A 16802-nucleotide genomic window follows, 5' to 3' on the forward strand; every position below is an offset into this window, starting at 1 on the left:
CGTCCTCGTCAGTCGTTTCATCTTCCTCGCCGCTAACTTCTGGCGTGCCCGATTCGTCCGCCGGTGCGTCGTCTTCGTTTAGCTCGGCTTGCGGTTCGTCGTCAGCGTCCTCGTCAGCCGTTTCATCTGCCTCGCTAGTCGCTTCTGGTGCAGCTGGCTCGTTCGCCGGTGCGTCGTCTTCGTTTAACTCAGCTTGCGGTTCGTCGTCAGCGTCCTCGTCAGCCGTTTCATCTACCTCGCCGGTAGCTTCTGGCTCAGCTGGCTCGTCCGCTGGAGCATCGTCTTCACTTAACTCGGCTTGCGGCTCGTCGTCATCGTCCTCGTCAGTCGTTTCATCTTCCTCGCCGCTAACTTCTGGCGTGCCCGATTCGTCCGCCGGTGCGTCGTCTTCGTTTAGCTCGGCTTGCGGTTCGTCGTCAGCGTCCTCGTCAGCCGTTTCATCTGCCTCGCTAGTCGCTTCTGGTGCAGCTGGCTCGTCCGCCGGTGCGTCATCTTCATTTAACTGTGCTTGCGGCTCGTCGTCGGCATCGTTGTCTTGCTCGACGCGCGTCTCTGAGCCTTGATCACTTGTAGGTGTTTCTTCTGCTTGCTCATCCGACGCGTAAAGAAGTTGCTCGAGCTCCGCTTCGTTCGGATCACTGTCATCTTCTTCTCCCCACAGTGCCGGATCGTCCTCATCAGCGAGTGGGTCTGGTTCATCGTCATCCCCCAACACTTCTTCTAGTAAAGCGTCAGAATCTTCTAGATGAGGATCATCATCTTTGTCTAAGACTTCATCCAGTAATGCATCACTACTTTCATCGAATTCGTCCTCGGTATCATCCCCTTCATTTAGCCAGCTGTCCTCGTCTTCTTCATCGCCGACAAGTTCATCAAGCAACTCTGTCGTGTTATCGAGAGAAACGGCATCGTCATCGTTATCATCATCTGATAAGTCAATATCTTGGCTTAAATCCAGCTCAGGCTCATCGTCCAGCACCGAGTCAAACAAGGCGTCATTAGGCGCTTGCTCGTCATTGTCTTCGCTCTCTTGTGAAGCCTGTTCTTTGGTCTCGGTATTTTCGTCCTCAGGCTCATCAGCAGCGGATACCTCATCGGCAGTCGTGTCTTCACCCGTTTCGCCTGCCAACAAGGCATCGATATCGTCGACATCACTGTCATTGCCTTCTTCGAGCGCTTTGGCCCACTCTGCGGCAAGTGCTTCATCAGCACTCATTTCCTCTTCAGGTTGCTCTGTCTCGCCCGTTTCTAATTCGCTGTCATCGTCGGATGATGTGTCATCGGCGGCGCTTTCCGTATCAGCCGGCGGCGCATCTGCCAACTCATCCAATGCGCGCTCCATGTCTTCAAGACCGATAGCATCATCGCTGGTGGGCGCGACACTCGATTCATTGCCAGCCATGTCATCGAGTTCGTCATCAAGATCCAGATCGTCCAGGTCGGTATCATCGCCAAACGCGACATCCTCGTATCCCTTACCGTCATCGGTGATTTCTAGCTCATCGTCATCTTGCGGATCGTCAACATCGCTTTCATCGTCATCCGGATCGGGCACCATGACCACAGGCATATCGTCCATATCATCATGATCCAGCGCCGCAGGCTCTTCCGCGTCTTCCTCTTGCTTTCTACGACGTGCGAGGAAGAAGAATATCGCGCCTGCAATCAAGGCCCCAGGAATGATGGCCAACATGGCAAGCAATAATGGGCTATCAAGTAAAGACTCAACCGCGGATGGGGGTTGGGTATCCTTTGCCACCTGTTGCTGACGCTGGGTTTCTAAAAATGCTCGGATCTCTTTATTAAGCTCGGCATCACCACTTACCTGTTCTTTTAACGCGCTCAACTCGTGCTGCACTTCAGACAGACGGACCTTGAGCACATGATTGCTCTCAACCAGGCGAGTCATCTCTTGATCAGAGGCTTGCAGCTGAGACTGTAGGTTTTGTACCACTTGTGGCTCTGGGGCGCTCGCTGTCGAGCTCTCACCACTAGGTTGGGCGTCTGACGCGTCTTCGCTATTTGGTGCTGGTTGGGTCTGCGCAGCTTGGTTATTATCGGCTTGTGCTGACTGTGGTTGTGGGCTCGGTTGCTCAACCTGTTCGCTCAGGGGCGTGGTATTTTGGGCTTGCTTACGCGCTTCATCAATTTCAAGCCGATTGATAACGTCTTGGGTGCTTTCTCGCTCAATTTGCGTCAGCGTCGGCATCACTAAGGTGCTACCCGGCTGCAAGCTATGAATATTGTTGTTGGTGAATGCGTCGGTATTAAGACGAAAAATCGCACCGAGCGTCTGATACACACTTACTTGCGTATTAGGACGCATTTGAGTCGCAATCGACCACAAGGTTTCGTTGGCCCCAGTTGGGCCATATTGTTGTGCCGATGCAACCGCTGGCGTCGGTTGGGGCGAGGCGGTTTCGGCCGCCATTTCATCTTGCGGACCAAGAATGCGTATTGCCGCTTCGACCGGCACCGTTGAAACACTGACAAGCGCAACCGCCAATACCCCTGCGACGGCAATGAGATGCCGCTTAACGCGATGCGGGGTTTTGGTCAATCGAGTTTGAGAAGAAGACTGTTCACTTTGCTGTGCGTTGGACACACCCGCACTCCCTTATGGCAAAAATGGCCTCACTAAATATCTAACTATATCGGAAGCCATGCTAAAAACTGTAGTTTGGTGATATAAAAGTGTGTTGCGCGATCAAACTGTGGGCGCTCTGCCTCAGTTTTGACTCGATGATAGCATCGTCACACGTCGCGTATCGTCCATCTTTGCAAATTTAATGCCTAAAAAAATACCCCATCAACGGATGGGGTATCAATCAACCTAGTGTGGTGATGGGCGGGCTATCACGCTCTTTTACGGATCATAGGCTTGTTGATTAAAGGTAATCGCGAACCAGTACTTCAGCAATTTGCACTGAGTTCGTCGCTGCGCCTTTACGCACATTGTCTGCCACCACCCAGAGGTTGAGTCCATTAGGGTGGCTGATATCATTGCGAATACGCCCGACGAGCACTTTATCTGAGCCAGTGCCTTCTTTCACCTGGGTGGGATAGTCTTCCCCTTCAAAGACCTCGATATGTTCATGCTGACTCAAGATTGCCACCGCTTCCGTCGCGTCAATCGGTTGACGGCACTCAAGGTGCACAGCTTCAGCATGACCGTAAAACACGGGCACTCTCACACAAGTAGGGTTAACCCCTATCATCTCATCGGCAAGAATTTTCTGGGTTTCCCACACCATTTTCATTTCTTCTTTGGTGTAGCCATTTTCCATAAACTGATCAATCTGGGGCAAACAATTAAAGGCAATTTGCTTGCTGTATAGTGCAGGCTCCGCATCTTGGCTATTAAGCAATTTAACCGTCTGTCCGGCAAGCTCATCGACGCCTGCTTTCCCTGACCCAGAGACCGATTGGTAGGTAGACACATTTAAGCGTTCGATACCGACGGCATCGTAAATAGGTTTTAATGCCACCAGCATCTGAATCGTCGAGCAATTTGGGTTAGCAATAATATTACGGTTACGAAAGTCACCAATCGCGGCGGCGTTCACCTCAGGCACCACCAAGGGTACGTCGAAGTCATAGCGGAACTGCGACGTGTTATCGATAACGACGACGCCCGCATCTGCTGCAATCGGCGCCCAGTGCGCAGAAGCCTGTGCGCCCGCCGAGAACAAGCCAAGCTGAACCTGTGTCCAATCAAACTTGTCGACATTTTGCACACGCAAGCTCTCACCTTTGAAGCTAATGGTTTCACCTGCACTTCGCTCACTGGCGAGGAGGTGTAGCGTGCCAATGGGAAAATCGCGCTCTTCTAAAATCTCGATCATGGTGCGCCCTACCGCACCGGTTGCGCCCAAAATGGCAACGTCAAATGCTTGTGTCATGCATGCTCCTCAATACTAAAGCCCAGCTTAGCCAGCGACTGTAACCCGAAATCAGCCTGTCCGGCTACCGTGATCGCACTGTACTCGCGTCGATCCCAGTAATTTTTTCGCAATTGGTCAAAGGCTGTACGCTGAGCCTGTTTGTCATCACCTGCGGTATGCATGGCACGACGAAAATCACTGTCATCTCGGCGAATATCGTAGACCAATTGGGTCAGTGCCATCAGATCGCTTTGTTGCCACGGCTGTGCCAAGGCAACCTGTGGAATCGGCGCCGTGGGCAGCAGCTCACTGGCATGCACACGATGAGGCAGGTCAAGGTGTTCACACAGTGCGTTAAAGACCATGGTGGTACCGCGGGCTTTTCCTTCCAGACCATAGCCTGCAATATGAGGTGTGGCAAACGTGAGCTGGTCCATAAGGGCAAGGTCGACCTCAGGCTCATGTTCATAAACATCCAACACCGCATCAATGTCGCCTCGTGCTAACCGCGCTTTAAGTGCATGGTTGTCAACAATCGGACCACGCGCAGCATTTATCAAAATGCTGCCTGACGCGAGCGCCTCTAACCGAGCTTGATTCATGAGGTGGTAAGTGGGGTGCTCACCAGTCGTGGTCAAAGGCGTATGGAAAGTGACCACGTCCGATTTTGCGATCAGAGTGTCAATGTCCACCATGTCAGCAAGGTTCTCTCGAGCCTGACGAGGTGGGTCGCAAAGTAAGGTTTTAATCCCAAGTGCCGCAAGCCGCGCAGCCAAGTAGTCCCCCACATGACCCACGCCAATAATACCGACTGTGCGGTCGGTCAATTTAAACCCTTGCTGTTGTGCCAATACCAATAAAGCACTGATCACATACTCCGCGACCCCAACCTTATTACAACCTGGCGCTGCCGTGCCATGGATGCCTTGTGCGTGCAAGGCGTTAAAATCAAGATGATCTTCACCAGCGGTGGCTGAACCGACAAAACGCAGACGGGTGGCACCGTCAATCAGCGCATGGTTCACTTGCGTGACGCTTCTCACCATTAATGCATCAGCATCGATTAAATCCGCGGCACGGATTGCGCGCCCGGGTAATGCAACCACCTCACCCAATTGACTAAACAAGGTTTGGGCATAAGGCATGTTTTCGTCTACGACAATTTTCACGTTCAACGTCCTATGTGAGTCGGTGCATCGCTTATCGGATGCTAAATGCGAGAAGGTTATTGTATCTGTCTCACGGTAAGAAAACACCCTTCAGCTGAGCGGGTTACCCCGCTTACCGGGTGGCCTCAGGCATAAAAAAACCCGGCCGAAGCCGGGTAAATCCAGGACCTGAAAAGACCATTAACGGCTCTCAACGATAATGATCCGTGTCTGATGGCAGAGTCTCTCTGCAAACCTGGAAACAGGCGCGGGATCAGCCGCGATACTTTTCAATCACCAAGGTGGCGTTGGTACCACCGAACCCAAAGCTGTTCGACATCACGCGCGTCAGTGCTTGCTCTCGCGGTTGGGTCACAATATCTAACCCTTCAGCCGCGGGATCCAAGTTCTCCACATTGATACTTGGCGCGACAAAGCCTTGTTCAAGCATCAAGGTTGAATAGATGGCTTCGTGCACACCAGCAGCACCGAGCGCGTGACCTGTCATTGACTTAGTCGCAGAAATGGCTGGGCTCTTACCGCCAAACACTTCTTGAATTGCGCCTAGCTCTTTCACATCACCCACAGGCGTTGATGTACCATGCGTATTGATGTAATCAACCTCACCATCCACATCTTGCATCGCCATATTCATACAGCGCACAGCGCCTTCACCCGACGGTGCCACCATGTCATACCCGTCAGACGTTGCACCGTAACCGACAATTTCACCGTAGATGGTCGCACCACGCGCCAACGCATGCTCCAGCTCTTCCACGACCAGCATGCCGCCGCCACCTGAAATGACGAAACCGTCCCGGTCCGCGTCATAGGTGCGTGATGCCTTTTGCGGATCATCATTGTATTTGGTTGAAAGGGCTCCCATCGCGTCAAACATCATGGTAAGCGACCAATCCAGCTCTTCACCGCCACCGGCAAACACCACATCTTGTTTACCCAGTTGAATCAGCTCTAGGGCATGGCCAATACAATGTGCCGAAGTCGCACATGCAGAGCTCATGGTGTAGTTCACCCCTTTGATTTGGAACGGAGTCGCCAAACACGCTGAAACAGTTGATGACATGGTGCGCGGCACCATGTAAGGGCCAACACGTTTAACCCCTTTCTCGCGCAATGTATCAACGGCGGTAACTTGGTTAACGGATGACGCGCCCCCCGACCCGGCAACTAAACCAGTTCGTGGGTTAGAAACCTGCTCAGGGGCTAAGCCCGAGTCTTCGATTGCCTGTTCCATCGCTAGGTAGGCAAAACCCGCCGCGTCACCCATAAAGCGCATTCTTTTGCGATCAATATGGTCGGCGGGGTTGAGTTTGAGATCACCCCAAACATTGCTGCGCAGCTTCATATCTGCAAACTGCTGAGAAAAGTTAATGCCAGATTTTCCCGCTTTGAGCGACTCCAGCACTTCTTTGACGTTGTTACCAATACTGGAAACAATCCCCATGCCTGTAATGACAGCTCGTTTCATGATTCTTTCCTAGACGTTAATTTCGCAGTGGATGATAGCGTTTTTAAAGCTGATAAGTGGTCAGCTTTCCTTAGAGCCAGTACAATTTGCTTTTTCCTTTCCTGTGTAAGAGGCATTTGTGAGCACTCCCTCGATCGACCACGCAAAAATCAGCTGGAATGATACGGGCACCCCCGTCGCGGAACAGTTTGATGACGTCTACTTTTCCAATCACGACGGTTTGGCCGAGACCCGCTATGTGTTCATCGAACAAAACCAACTTCCCGCACGTTGGCAAACCGCCACATCGTCCCGGTTTGTGATTGCGGAAACCGGCTTTGGCACTGGGCTCAACTTTCTGGCTACTTGGGCAGCTTTCGAGCAGTTCCGTCAAACCCATCCAAATGCACCTGTGACCCAGCTTCACTTTATCAGTTTTGAGAAGTACCCCCTGACAGTAGAGGATCTCGCCCGTGCACATCAAGCTTGGCCAGAGCTGGCAAGCTATGCTGAGCAATTACGTGCCTATTACCCCGTCCCGCTCTCGGGTTGTCAACGTATCGTCTTGGCTCAAGGTCAGATTACACTCGATTTGTGGTTTGGTGATATTAAAGATTGGTTACCACAAGTGCCAACGGGCCCTGAAGGGATCGTGGATGCTTGGTATTTAGACGGCTTTGCCCCAAGCAAAAACCCAGAGATGTGGAATCAAGCCTTGTTTAATGGCATGGCACGACTTGCGCGCGAGCAATGTACCTGCGCCACCTTCACAGCGGCGGGATTTGTGCGCCGTGGCCTTATCGAGGCCGGTTTTGAGATGAAAAAAGTAAAAGGCTTCGGCTTCAAACGCGACATGTTGTCCGGCACATTACCTGCTCGCCAAGCCGCTGCAAGCTACTCACCTTGGTATGCACGCTCCCCCGCCTCAACAGCGGACGACATCGCCATTATTGGCGGTGGCATTGCCAGTGCCGCCTTAATCACCGCATTGCTTCAACGGGGCAAGCAAGTCACGCTGTATTGCCAAGACCCGCGCCCTGCGGCTGGCGCATCTGGGAACCATCAAGGCGCCATTTATCCGCTTTTAAATGGCAATAACGATAATTTAAGCCAGTTTTTTGCCCCCGCCTTTTTGTTTTCTCGCCAATTTATCGATCAGCAACGCACGCGAGGTATCCCATTTGAACACGACTGGTGTGGCGTCACGCAACTCGGCTACGACGAAAAAAGTGCCGCTAAGCTCGCTAAGATGGTCGATGGTGCCTTTCCTGAAGCATTGGTCACACCGTTAAATGTCGATGGCGTGAGCGAGAAAGTCGGTTTAGAAACCGGACATGCCGGCGTGTTTTATCCGCTTGGCGGCTGGATGAGCCCGCAACAGTTTACCGCGGGCGTGATTGATGCAGCGATAGCCAGCGGGCAGCTTGATGCTTATTTTGGTTGTCATGTGAATGCGCTGACGCAATCGGACAATGGTTGGACACTCGATACCAGCATGGGTGAGGTTTGTCATCAAAATGTGGTGATCGCCAATGGCCACCAAGCAGATAGCTTCAGCCAAACACAGCCTATTCCGGTTTACCCCGTGCGCGGTCAAGTCAGCCATGTGCCCACCAATACCGAACTCAGTAAGCTCAACACTGTATTGTGTTTCGAGGGCTATTTAACACCGGCTAATCAGGGGGAGGAACATTGTCTAGGCGCCAGCTATCGTCGCAATAATGCTGACTTAGCGTTCCAAGCTGCCGATCAGCTAGAAAATCAACAACGCTTAACCGATTGTATCGACACTGAGTGGGCACGCGCGGTGCCACTGGCGGAAGAAGGACGCGTTGGGGTGCGCTGCGCCAGTCGCGACCATTTACCCTTTGTGGGCAACGTCTGTGATTACGACGCCTTGGTTTCCACCTACCAAACCTTGCAAAAAGACAAAGAAAAGGCGGACGCCGTTCCCGTTTACCCAGGACTATTTTGCTTACTGGGGCTCGGCTCTCGCGGCCTCACCTCAGCGCCATTGGCGGCAGAAGTGCTAGCAGCACAGCTGTGTGACGAGCCTTTACCTTTACCTCAGTCGGTCCTAGACACTCTGCATCCAGGGCGAATGTGGGTTCGTAAGCTGCTAAAAGGTAAAGCACTGTAGCCCCCTCGGATAAGGTCAACAAAAAAGCCATCGTCGAGGCGATGGCTTTCTTTTTTCAAGACGTATCGTTTGTGATACCGCTTAATGTTCCATTCAAAACAGCACGTTACGCGTCTTTTTCCACTTGCTGCTGCAATAGATCCCACAGCGCTCCGACGAGACGTTGGTCGCCGGGTGACAGCTCACTGGCATTGTCATTGAGACTGGCATCGACGCGCGCTTTCAATGCTGGCACCTCATCAACGCCTTCCAACTCACAGTCCGCTGCCGCTAAAGAAACGTGGCCACGTAAATAGCCACTGGCAAACAATTCATCGTCTGAGGCGGTTTCTACCATCTCATCGATTAACGCTAGAATGCGTGCTTCGTAGTCTTGAACTTTCATCTTTTTAACCTTGGCTTGGCAACGTAAAGGTATCTGGCGTCAACGGTGCAACACCATAAAAGTCTCGCAAGGTATCAGAAAACTGCTTGGCGCGCACGGGCAAAGCGGCGCTTGTCGATGCATCCGAGACATATTGTACGACTTGTTGCCGAACTTTATCAGTAAACGCGTGGCGATCGGGCTCAACACCACTTAAATTGTCGCAGCTCACTTGAAAGCGAAACCCACAGCTTGCAGAGAGGATCCATTCAATCGCTTGCGGCTTCACTTCGACCACCTCGAAGGCCGCTTGCGTGTCAGCGTCACGGCCATCCGGATGATACCAATAGCCATAGTCTTCCCATTGACGGCGCTGCTCACCGGCAATGGTCCAGTGTGCAATTTCGTGTAAGGCAGAGGCAAAAAATCCGCGGGCAAAGATCACGCGGTGATGCGGGTGCACCGCATCCGCAGGTAGGTAAATAGGTTCATCCCCGCCACGCACCAGCTCAGTATTGAAAGAGGCAAGAAAGGTTTGGTTAAAAAGTTGGATCAAGTCGTGATAATCGTGGGTCATACTGCTCTTTAATAAGATCAAATATCAATAAGAAAACAAAAACACGCTCTTAGCGATAAAAAGCCGCACATACCTCGGCTAAACCTTTCAATATACACATTCTTTTTAATGTATTTTTTACTACAAATTTGATTGTGAAAGGCAAATAAGGCCACTACAATGCGCGTCAATTTCTAATCTCAATGTAAGGTGTCGGGTTGTATGTTGTTATTGACGCTTTATGTCATAGGCATTACCGCGGAAGCCATGACAGGCGCGCTCAGTGCCGGGCGAAAACACATGGACTGGTTTGGGGTGATGTTTGTCGCTAGTGCCACCGCTATCGGAGGCGGGACAGTCCGCGATATTCTTTTTGGCCACTACCCTCTAACCTGGGTCGCTAACCCACACTTTCTCGTGATCACCTGCCTCGCCGGCTTGATCACGCCATGGATTGCCAGTTGGGTTGCTCGCAATTATAAACTCTTTGTTACCCTAGATGCACTGGGCCTTGCCGCTTTTAGTATTATCGGTTGCCGTGTGGCGATGGATATGGGGTTACACCCGTTAATTTGCATGGTTTCATCCTTGATTACCGGTATTTTTGGTGGGCTATTGCGCGACTTGATCTGTCGTCAATCGCCTATGGTATTGCACAAAGAGCTGTATGCCTTGGTCGCTTTTGTCACCGGTGCGCTCTACTTTAGTTTGATTCGACTTGATGTCGGTGAACTGATTGCAACCGTCGCCAGTTTAGTGATTGGTTTTGGATTCCGAATGGCGGCTGTTCGCTTTAGCTGGTCGTTACCGGTTTTCCGCTTTGAAGCCCCTTCCTCTCTACACTGATAAAAAAACCGCACAACGTAGTGCGGTTTTTGTCTGTCGCGTGAGAAGAACGCGCTGTTAAGTGCTGGGGTTTTCGCCCATTTGTCCACGATGACGCAGCAAGTGGTCCATCAACACAATCGCCACCATCGCTTCGGCAATCGGCACGGCACGGATACCCACACACGGGTCATGACGACCACGCGTCACCACATCCGCGGATTCACCGTGAACATCAATACTCTTGCCCGGCACGGTAATGCTCGAGGTGGGTTTGAGCGCTAAATGTGCCACCAATGGCTGGCCTGAAGAGATCCCACCGAGAATGCCACCAGCATGGTTTGAGGCAAACCCTTCAGGGTGAATTTCATCGCGATGTTCACTGCCACGCTGCTGCACCACATCAAAACCATCACCAATTTCGACCCCTTTTACCGCATTGATCCCCATTAGCGCATGGGCAATATCTGCATCTAAGCGATCAAATACCGGCTCACCTAGGCCTACCGGCAGATTCTCCGCCACCACGGTCAGTTTGGCACCAATTGAGTCGCCGTCTTTTTTGAGCTGACGGATAAGTGCATCTAACTCCTCGAGCTTATTTGCGTCCGGGCAGAAGAAGGGGTTTTGCTCGACTTGCGCCCAATCGACCGTGTCTATGGTCACCTCTCCCATCTGCGCCAAGTAAGCACGCACTTGAATGCCATGCACTTGCGCGAGGTATTTTTTAGCCACCGCGCCTGCAGCCACGCGCATCGCCGTTTCACGCGCTGACGAGCGACCACCGCCGCGGTAGTCGCGGATGCCGTATTTATGATGATAGGTAAAATCCGCATGACCGGGACGAAACACATCTTTGATTTTGGAGTAGTCTTTCGAGCGCTGGTCGGTGTTTTCGATCATCAACCCGATCGATGTCCCCGTGGTTTGGCCCTCAAAGACCCCAGAAAGGATTTTCACCGCATCCGGTTCACGGCGCTGTGTGGTGTATTTCGACGTGCCGGGACGACGGCGATCGAGATCATGCTGCATATCCGCTTCGCTCAGTGCTAACCCCGGCGGGCAGCCGTCAATAATCGCCCCCAACGCAACGCCGTGGCTTTCTCCAAAGGTCGTGACGCGAAATATCTGTCCTATCGTGTTGCCTGCCATGCCTTCCTCTATTTGCCTGTTCGGCATTGTTGTATTTTTGCGTACTTTGTTAGCAATTAACCATAAAGCAACCAAAGACGCAAAAAAAATCCAGGCGCATGAGGCAACGCTTGTCAGTGATAGAGAATAAAAAAGCCAGCTCGAGGCTGGCTTTATATCGAAAAGACGCCTTGCCGCTAATCGCGATAAAGCGCAAATTCATCGGCACACGCAACGAGGTCTTGGCGGCTGATCATAAACACGCCATGACCGCCGTTTTCGAACTCAATCCAGTGCAAAGGCAAATGACCATACTGCTCTTGCATATGCACGATCGAGTTGCCGACTTCACAGACCAATACGCCCTCTTCTGTGAGATAATCGGGGGCATTAGCAAGCATACGCCGTACTAACTTTAAGCCATCCGTGCCGGCGGCAAGCCCCAGCTCAGGTTCATGGCGAAACTCATCCGGTAAGTCGTCCATATCCTCCGCGTCAACATACGGTGGGTTGCTCACAATTAAGTCGTATTTATCGTGCGGGACATCTTTTAGTAAATCCGATCGCATCGGGATCACTTGTTCTTCCAAGCCATGATCCTGAATATTGATTTCAGCCACATCCAGCGCGTCGGTGGAAATATCCACCGCATCGATCTCTGCCTCTGGGAACGCATAAGCACACGCGATAGCGATACAACCACTGCCCGTGCACAAATCCATAATCCGGCGAGGCGGGTGAGGCAAGATGCCAGCGAATTCTTGCTGGATAAGCTCACCAATCGGTGAACGTGGAACGAGCACGCGCTCGTCGACAAAAAACTCTAAGCCACAGAAATACGCTTTGTTGGTCAGATAGGCAACCGGTGTTTTATCATTGATACGTGCAATGACACGCTCAACAATACGATGCTTTTCACTGGTGGTCAGACGCGAAAAGCGCGTTTCTGAGGGCACATCGATCGGCAAGTAGAGTGTCGGTAAGACCAGCTGTACCGCCTCATCCCACGCGTTATCGGTGCCGTGGCCATAAAACAAGCCTGCCGCATTGAAACGACTGACGGTCCAGCGCAGCATGTCTTGCAGCGTATGTAACTCGCTGACCACCTCTTCAGTAAAAATCGTATCCACATTGGCCTCCATCGGCTTCATGCAATTGGGGGTCGCCCTTTGACGCGAGGTCAGTACAATAAGCAGCATTTTGAGCTGGCTGAATGTACAATTCAGGTCATCACCTCGGGGACAGTTTTTATGAGCAAAAAACCATCGATGACGGAAGAGGACTTGGCGCTATTCCGTGATGCCGTCAAAGGCGCAAAAAAGTTGAAGCAGGATACCATAAACCCGCCACAACGCCAGACGACCAAAACGCGCAAACAACGTCAGTTTGAGCGACAGAGTAGCGATCATGCGTTTTACTTTTCCGATGAGTTCGAGCCGCTGCTCAGTGAATCGGGTCCGATGCAGTACGCTCGCCAGGATGTCTCTAAATACGAGGTCAAGCGGCTTCGCCGTGGTGTGTATGTGCCCGATATCTATCTCGATTTACACGGGATGACCCAAACAGAAGCCAAACGAGAGCTGGGGGCGATGCTCGCGGCCTGTGTGAAAGACGGTATTCGTTGCGCCAGCGTAATGCACGGGATTGGTAAACGCGTACTCAAAGACAAAATTCCACTGTGGCTAGCACAACACCCCAATGTGATGGCGTTTCACCAAGCCCCACGTGAGTTTGGTGGGGATGCCGCCTTGCTGGTGTTGATTGAAGTGCCTGAGCGCTAAAGCAACCTGTCGCTAAAGAAACAGGTCAGCATCAAGCCGCTTTATCTATTAACGATTCAAAAGCTGTCGTGGTGACATATGCGCACTCAGCGACGCCTGATGGGTCGTGACATCCACTTCTATCATGGCCATGGCTGAGGTTGCAAACATTGGCGGTTGCCCCTCTTGCACCCACTCGTTAGTGAGGTATCCGACTAAGGGCAGATGAGAGACCACCAAGACCACGTCGAGCGTCTCAACCTCTATCATTGCATTGACATAATCATAGACACGATCACTTTGCCCATAAGGGGTGATCTCTTCTTCCGTGATCACCTCTTTTGCATCGGGTAATAAAGGCGCACATACCTGCCATGTCTGTTGCGCACGTAAGTAAGGGCTCACCAACACTTTATCAATCATTTTTCCATCTAATTGCTGGTTCAGCCACGTCGCCATCTGTTTACTTTGTTGTTCACCATTGGCAGTTAGCGCGCGGTCGCTATCACTGGCCGCAAATGCTTGCGCTTCGCCATGACGCATTATGATTACTTTCATCGCCTTAATACCCACATTCATATGCCAAGATTGGCTGCATGCTATCAAGATGAACCGCAAAAGACCAAATAAGTGGTTTGCGACTCTGGTCACTGGTAGTCATACTTACTACTAACTTATTTACTCTGATAGTGAGATGCTTGTGCACGTTAGCCCTAACGACCATAAACACTACCGTTATATCACGCTTCCTAACGCATTACGTGTCTTATTGGTGAATGACCCATATGCGCATCGTAGTGCCGCAGCATTGTCAGTGAATGTCGGTCACTTCCACGATCCAGACGAGCGACAAGGGCTGGCCCACTTTCTTGAGCATATGCTTTTTTTGGGGACTGAGCAGTACCCCGTCATCGGTGACTTTCAGCGCTTTATTAGCCAGCATGGTGGCCACAATAACGCGTGGACAGGCACAGAACACACTACCTTCTTTTTCGATATTCGCCCCCGCCAGTTCGCCGCGAGCTTAGATCGCTTCAGCGCATTTTTCATTTCACCGCGTTTTGATGCTGATGCCGTGGATAAAGAGCGCCAATCGGTCGACGCCGAGTATCGCATGAAGCTCAATGACGACGTGCGACGTATCTATCAAGTTCATAAAGAAACCATCAACCCCAACCATCCATTTGCCAAGTTCTCCGTTGGCAGTGTCGAGACGCTCGCGGACCGCGATGATTCCAATGTGCGTGATGATCTCATCGCCTTTTACCAAGCTAACTACAGCGCCAATCTTATGACACTGGCATTGACCGGGCCACAGTCATTGGATGAGCTTGAGCGCTTCGCGAAACAATATTTTTCCGCCATTGCCAACCATCACTACCCCGAACTTGCCATCAATGCGCCCTTGGTCACCAAAAATGAGCAGCATCAATGGGTGAGTATTGAACCTTTAAAAGACGTTCGTAAGCTCACCTTGGCGTTTTCTGTCCCTGAAAGTCCCGAGCAATACCGCACTAAGCCTTTGTCTTACATTGCCCATTTATTGGGGTATGAGGGGCCAGGGAGTTTAATGTCACTATTAAAAAATAAGGGCTATATCAACACCTTGTCTGCAGGTGGTGGGATCAGCGGGCGAGATTTTCGTGAATTTACCCTCGGCTTTTCGTTGACGCCATTAGGGCTTAGCCATCTCGACGACATTATTGCCTATGTTTTTCAAGCCATTGCCCTCATTCGGCGCGATGGATTACAACCTTGGCGTTATCAAGAAAAACGACAAGTCCAAGAGCTGGCATTTCATTACCAAGACCCGCACCGACCCATTGATACCGTCAGTCATTTGGTGATGAACATGCAGCATTATGCGCCAGCCGATCTTCTGTATGGCGACTACATGATGACAGGGTTTGATCGCCACCAGATTCAAGCCATGCTACAACATATGAGCGTCGATAATCTTCGCGTGATGCTGGTTGCCAAAGGGCTAAGTTACGATCAGTGCGCCGATTGGTATCACACGCCCTACGCGGTGAAACGCTTTTCTACGCAACAAATTGCCAAATGGAAAACCGATTACATTTCACCGGCACTGACACTGCCTGACCCCAACCCTTATATTGCCGATGCCCTGCATCCACTGGCTATCGAGCAAGATGCCAGCGAGGTACCAAGCTTAATTGAAGCGCTACCTGGTTTCCGCCTTTGGCATGGCCAAGAACCCCACTTTCGCGTGCCTAAAGGCCACATCTATATCGCCATCGATAGCCCACATGCCGTGGCGACGGTGAAAAACATTGTCATGACCCGTTTAAGTGTTGAAATGTTGCTCGAAGCCCTAAATGAGCAAGCCTATCAGGCTGAAATTGCGGGAATAAATTACAATTTATACGCGCACCAAGGTGGGGTAACGCTGACACTCAGTGGCTTCAATGACAAGCAGCCGCTATTGCTCGAACTTATCTTGAAAACCTTCTCTCAGCGCAGTTTCAACCCTGAGCGCTTCGAGACCATAAAAGCGCAGCTGCAACGCAGCTGGGAAAACGCAGAAAAGAACAAGCCGTTGAGCCAATTATATAACAGCATGACCGGGCTGCTTCAGCCTAATAATCCACCGTATCACGCCCTTTTAGCGGCATTGGAAACGGTGACCCTGAGTGACTTACCTGACTTTGTCGATGCCATGCTCGCCACCTTGCATGTCGATATGTTTATGTATGGTAATTGGCACCGCCATCATGCCAAGGCCTTAGCAGAAACTGTCAAAGACAGTTTGCGCGTGAAAGGACAAGCGTATCAGGAGTCTGTGCGTCCGTTGACCTTACTCGAGGGCGTCGGTACCGTTAGTTTTGAGCGCCCTCTTGCGCATGCTGAGTCAGCGCTTTTAGTGTATTACCAAAGCCCATCGACCGACCCTCAAGCCGTGGCGACCTACACCTTGGCCAACCACCTGATGTCGGCGACTTTTTTCAACGAACTGCGCACAAAACAGCAATTAGGTTATATGGTTGGTGCTAATAACTTACCGCTAAACCGCCACCCTGGACTGATTTTTTATGTGCAGTCCCCCATGGCAGGCCCCAACCAGTTAATGGCAGCGATTGACGACTTTCTCAATGCTTTTTTCATGGTGCTGTTAGAAATGACGGAGGCAAGCTGGCAAAGCAGCAAGCAAAGCTTATTGGCACAAGTGAGAGAGCCGGATAATAACCTACGAGCTCGCGCTCAACGTTACTGGATCAGTATTGGCAACAAAGACTATCAATACCAACGTCGCGAGCAGGTTGCAGAGGCGATGGCGACACTCAGTCGCGCGGATATGGTGCGGTTTGTGGTCAATACACTCAAGCCGAGAACCGCAGATAGGTTAGTCATGCACAGTTGCGGGACAGAACATCAACAAGATGCACACCTAGACGGTGCCTATCCGATTGCGGATATCGCTGCCTTCCGCGCTTTATGTCAGCGTAGTGAGGACTAATCTCCCAATCAATAGAAAGGGCAGCCACTGGCTGCCCTTTCTATCATT

Annotated in this window: 13 protein-coding genes; 4 read left to right on the forward strand and 9 right to left on the reverse strand. The window is 51.5% G+C overall.

The features are described from left to right. The 4 genes from WN56_RS16570 to fabB all read right to left on the reverse strand — a co-directional run. On the reverse strand, positions 1 to 2605 hold a 2605-nt coding region (locus WN56_RS16570), incomplete at its 3' end, for a FimV/HubP family polar landmark protein (RefSeq protein WP_304413463.1). A 283-nt stretch (positions 2606 to 2888) separates the two neighbouring features. Then, positions 2889 to 3902: an aspartate-semialdehyde dehydrogenase gene (locus WN56_RS10185; protein ID WP_046074897.1), complete on the reverse strand. Its 1014-nt coding sequence runs from the start codon at positions 3900 to 3902 to the stop codon at positions 2889 to 2891. Next, positions 3899 to 5053: a 4-phosphoerythronate dehydrogenase gene (locus WN56_RS10190; protein ID WP_046074898.1), complete on the reverse strand. Its 1155-nt coding sequence runs from the start codon at positions 5051 to 5053 to the stop codon at positions 3899 to 3901. Before WN56_RS10190 ends, WN56_RS10185 begins: the two co-directional genes overlap by 4 nt. Before the next feature lie 253 nt (positions 5054 to 5306). Further along, positions 5307 to 6521, reverse strand: coding sequence for a beta-ketoacyl-ACP synthase I (gene fabB, locus WN56_RS10195; protein ID WP_046074899.1), 1215 nt, complete (start codon positions 6519 to 6521; stop codon positions 5307 to 5309). 118 nt (positions 6522 to 6639) lie between these two features. Here fabB and mnmC point away from each other — a divergent pair, with 118 nt between their 5' ends. Next, on the forward strand, positions 6640 to 8640 hold the full coding sequence (gene mnmC / locus WN56_RS10200; protein ID WP_046074900.1) for a bifunctional tRNA (5-methylaminomethyl-2-thiouridine)(34)-methyltransferase MnmD/FAD-dependent 5-carboxymethylaminomethyl-2-thiouridine(34) oxidoreductase MnmC: 2001 nt from the start codon (positions 6640 to 6642) through the stop codon (positions 8638 to 8640). Between the two features lie 106 nt (positions 8641 to 8746). Here mnmC and WN56_RS10205 read toward each other — a convergent pair whose 3' ends face one another. Further along, positions 8747 to 9025: a YfcL family protein gene (locus WN56_RS10205; RefSeq protein WP_046074901.1), complete on the reverse strand. Its 279-nt coding sequence runs from the start codon at positions 9023 to 9025 to the stop codon at positions 8747 to 8749. Between the two features lie 4 nt (positions 9026 to 9029). Further along, positions 9030 to 9581 carry an elongation factor P hydroxylase gene (locus WN56_RS10210; protein WP_046074902.1) on the reverse strand — a complete coding sequence of 184 codons (552 nt, stop codon included), beginning with the start codon at positions 9579 to 9581 and terminating at the stop codon, positions 9030 to 9032. A 201-nt stretch (positions 9582 to 9782) separates the two neighbouring features. Here WN56_RS10210 and WN56_RS10215 point away from each other — a divergent pair, with 201 nt between their 5' ends. Further along, on the forward strand, positions 9783 to 10406 hold the full coding sequence (locus tag WN56_RS10215) for a trimeric intracellular cation channel family protein (protein ID WP_046074903.1): 624 nt from the start codon (positions 9783 to 9785) through the stop codon (positions 10404 to 10406). A gap of 57 nt (positions 10407 to 10463) precedes the next feature. On the opposite strand, the gene aroC is transcribed toward WN56_RS10215, so the two are convergent. Beyond that, a complete protein-coding gene (aroC, locus tag WN56_RS10220) occupies positions 10464 to 11537 on the reverse strand; it encodes a chorismate synthase (RefSeq protein WP_046074904.1) in 1074 nt (357 codons plus the stop codon). Positions 11538 to 11713: 176 nt separating this feature from the next. Continuing rightward, complete coding sequence (prmB, locus tag WN56_RS10225) at positions 11714 to 12646, reverse strand: 50S ribosomal protein L3 N(5)-glutamine methyltransferase (RefSeq protein ID WP_046075040.1); 933 nt, start codon at positions 12644 to 12646, stop codon at positions 11714 to 11716. A gap of 120 nt (positions 12647 to 12766) precedes the next feature. Between prmB and smrB the strand changes: the two genes are divergently transcribed. Continuing rightward, on the forward strand, positions 12767 to 13297 hold the full coding sequence (gene smrB / locus WN56_RS10230) for an endonuclease SmrB (protein ID WP_046074905.1): 531 nt from the start codon (positions 12767 to 12769) through the stop codon (positions 13295 to 13297). 48 nt (positions 13298 to 13345) lie between these two features. Here the strand turns inward: smrB and sixA are convergent, their stop codons facing one another. Continuing rightward, positions 13346 to 13834 carry a phosphohistidine phosphatase SixA gene (gene sixA / locus WN56_RS10235; protein ID WP_046074906.1) on the reverse strand — a complete coding sequence of 163 codons (489 nt, stop codon included), beginning with the start codon at positions 13832 to 13834 and terminating at the stop codon, positions 13346 to 13348. 142 nt (positions 13835 to 13976) lie between these two features. Here sixA and WN56_RS10240 point away from each other — a divergent pair, with 142 nt between their 5' ends. Continuing rightward, positions 13977 to 16754, forward strand: coding sequence for an insulinase family protein (locus tag WN56_RS10240; protein ID WP_046075041.1), 2778 nt, complete (start codon positions 13977 to 13979; stop codon positions 16752 to 16754). Positions 16755 to 16802: the final 48 nt, after the last annotated feature.

This window comes from Salinivibrio sp. KP-1 (genome assembly GCF_000968645.1).
GTDB lineage: Bacteria > Pseudomonadota > Gammaproteobacteria > Enterobacterales > Vibrionaceae > Salinivibrio > Salinivibrio siamensis.

Coding starts and splice junctions, on each gene's coding strand:
- aroC (WP_046074904.1), bottom strand. CDS start 11,537: ATGGCAGGCAACACGATAGGACAGATATTTCGCGTCACGACCTTTGGA.
- WN56_RS10210 (WP_046074902.1), bottom strand. CDS start 9,581: ATGACCCACGATTATCACGACTTGATCCAACTTTTTAACCAAACCTTT.
- smrB (WP_046074905.1), top strand. CDS start 12,767: ATGAGCAAAAAACCATCGATGACGGAAGAGGACTTGGCGCTATTCCGT.
- fabB (WP_046074899.1), bottom strand. CDS start 6,521: ATGAAACGAGCTGTCATTACAGGCATGGGGATTGTTTCCAGTATTGGT.
- WN56_RS10205 (WP_046074901.1), bottom strand. CDS start 9,025: ATGAAAGTTCAAGACTACGAAGCACGCATTCTAGCGTTAATCGATGAG.
- sixA (WP_046074906.1), bottom strand. CDS start 13,834: ATGAAAGTAATCATAATGCGTCATGGCGAAGCGCAAGCATTTGCGGCC.
- WN56_RS10185 (WP_046074897.1), bottom strand. CDS start 3,902: ATGACACAAGCATTTGACGTTGCCATTTTGGGCGCAACCGGTGCGGTA.
- WN56_RS10215 (WP_046074903.1), top strand. CDS start 9,783: ATGTTGTTATTGACGCTTTATGTCATAGGCATTACCGCGGAAGCCATG.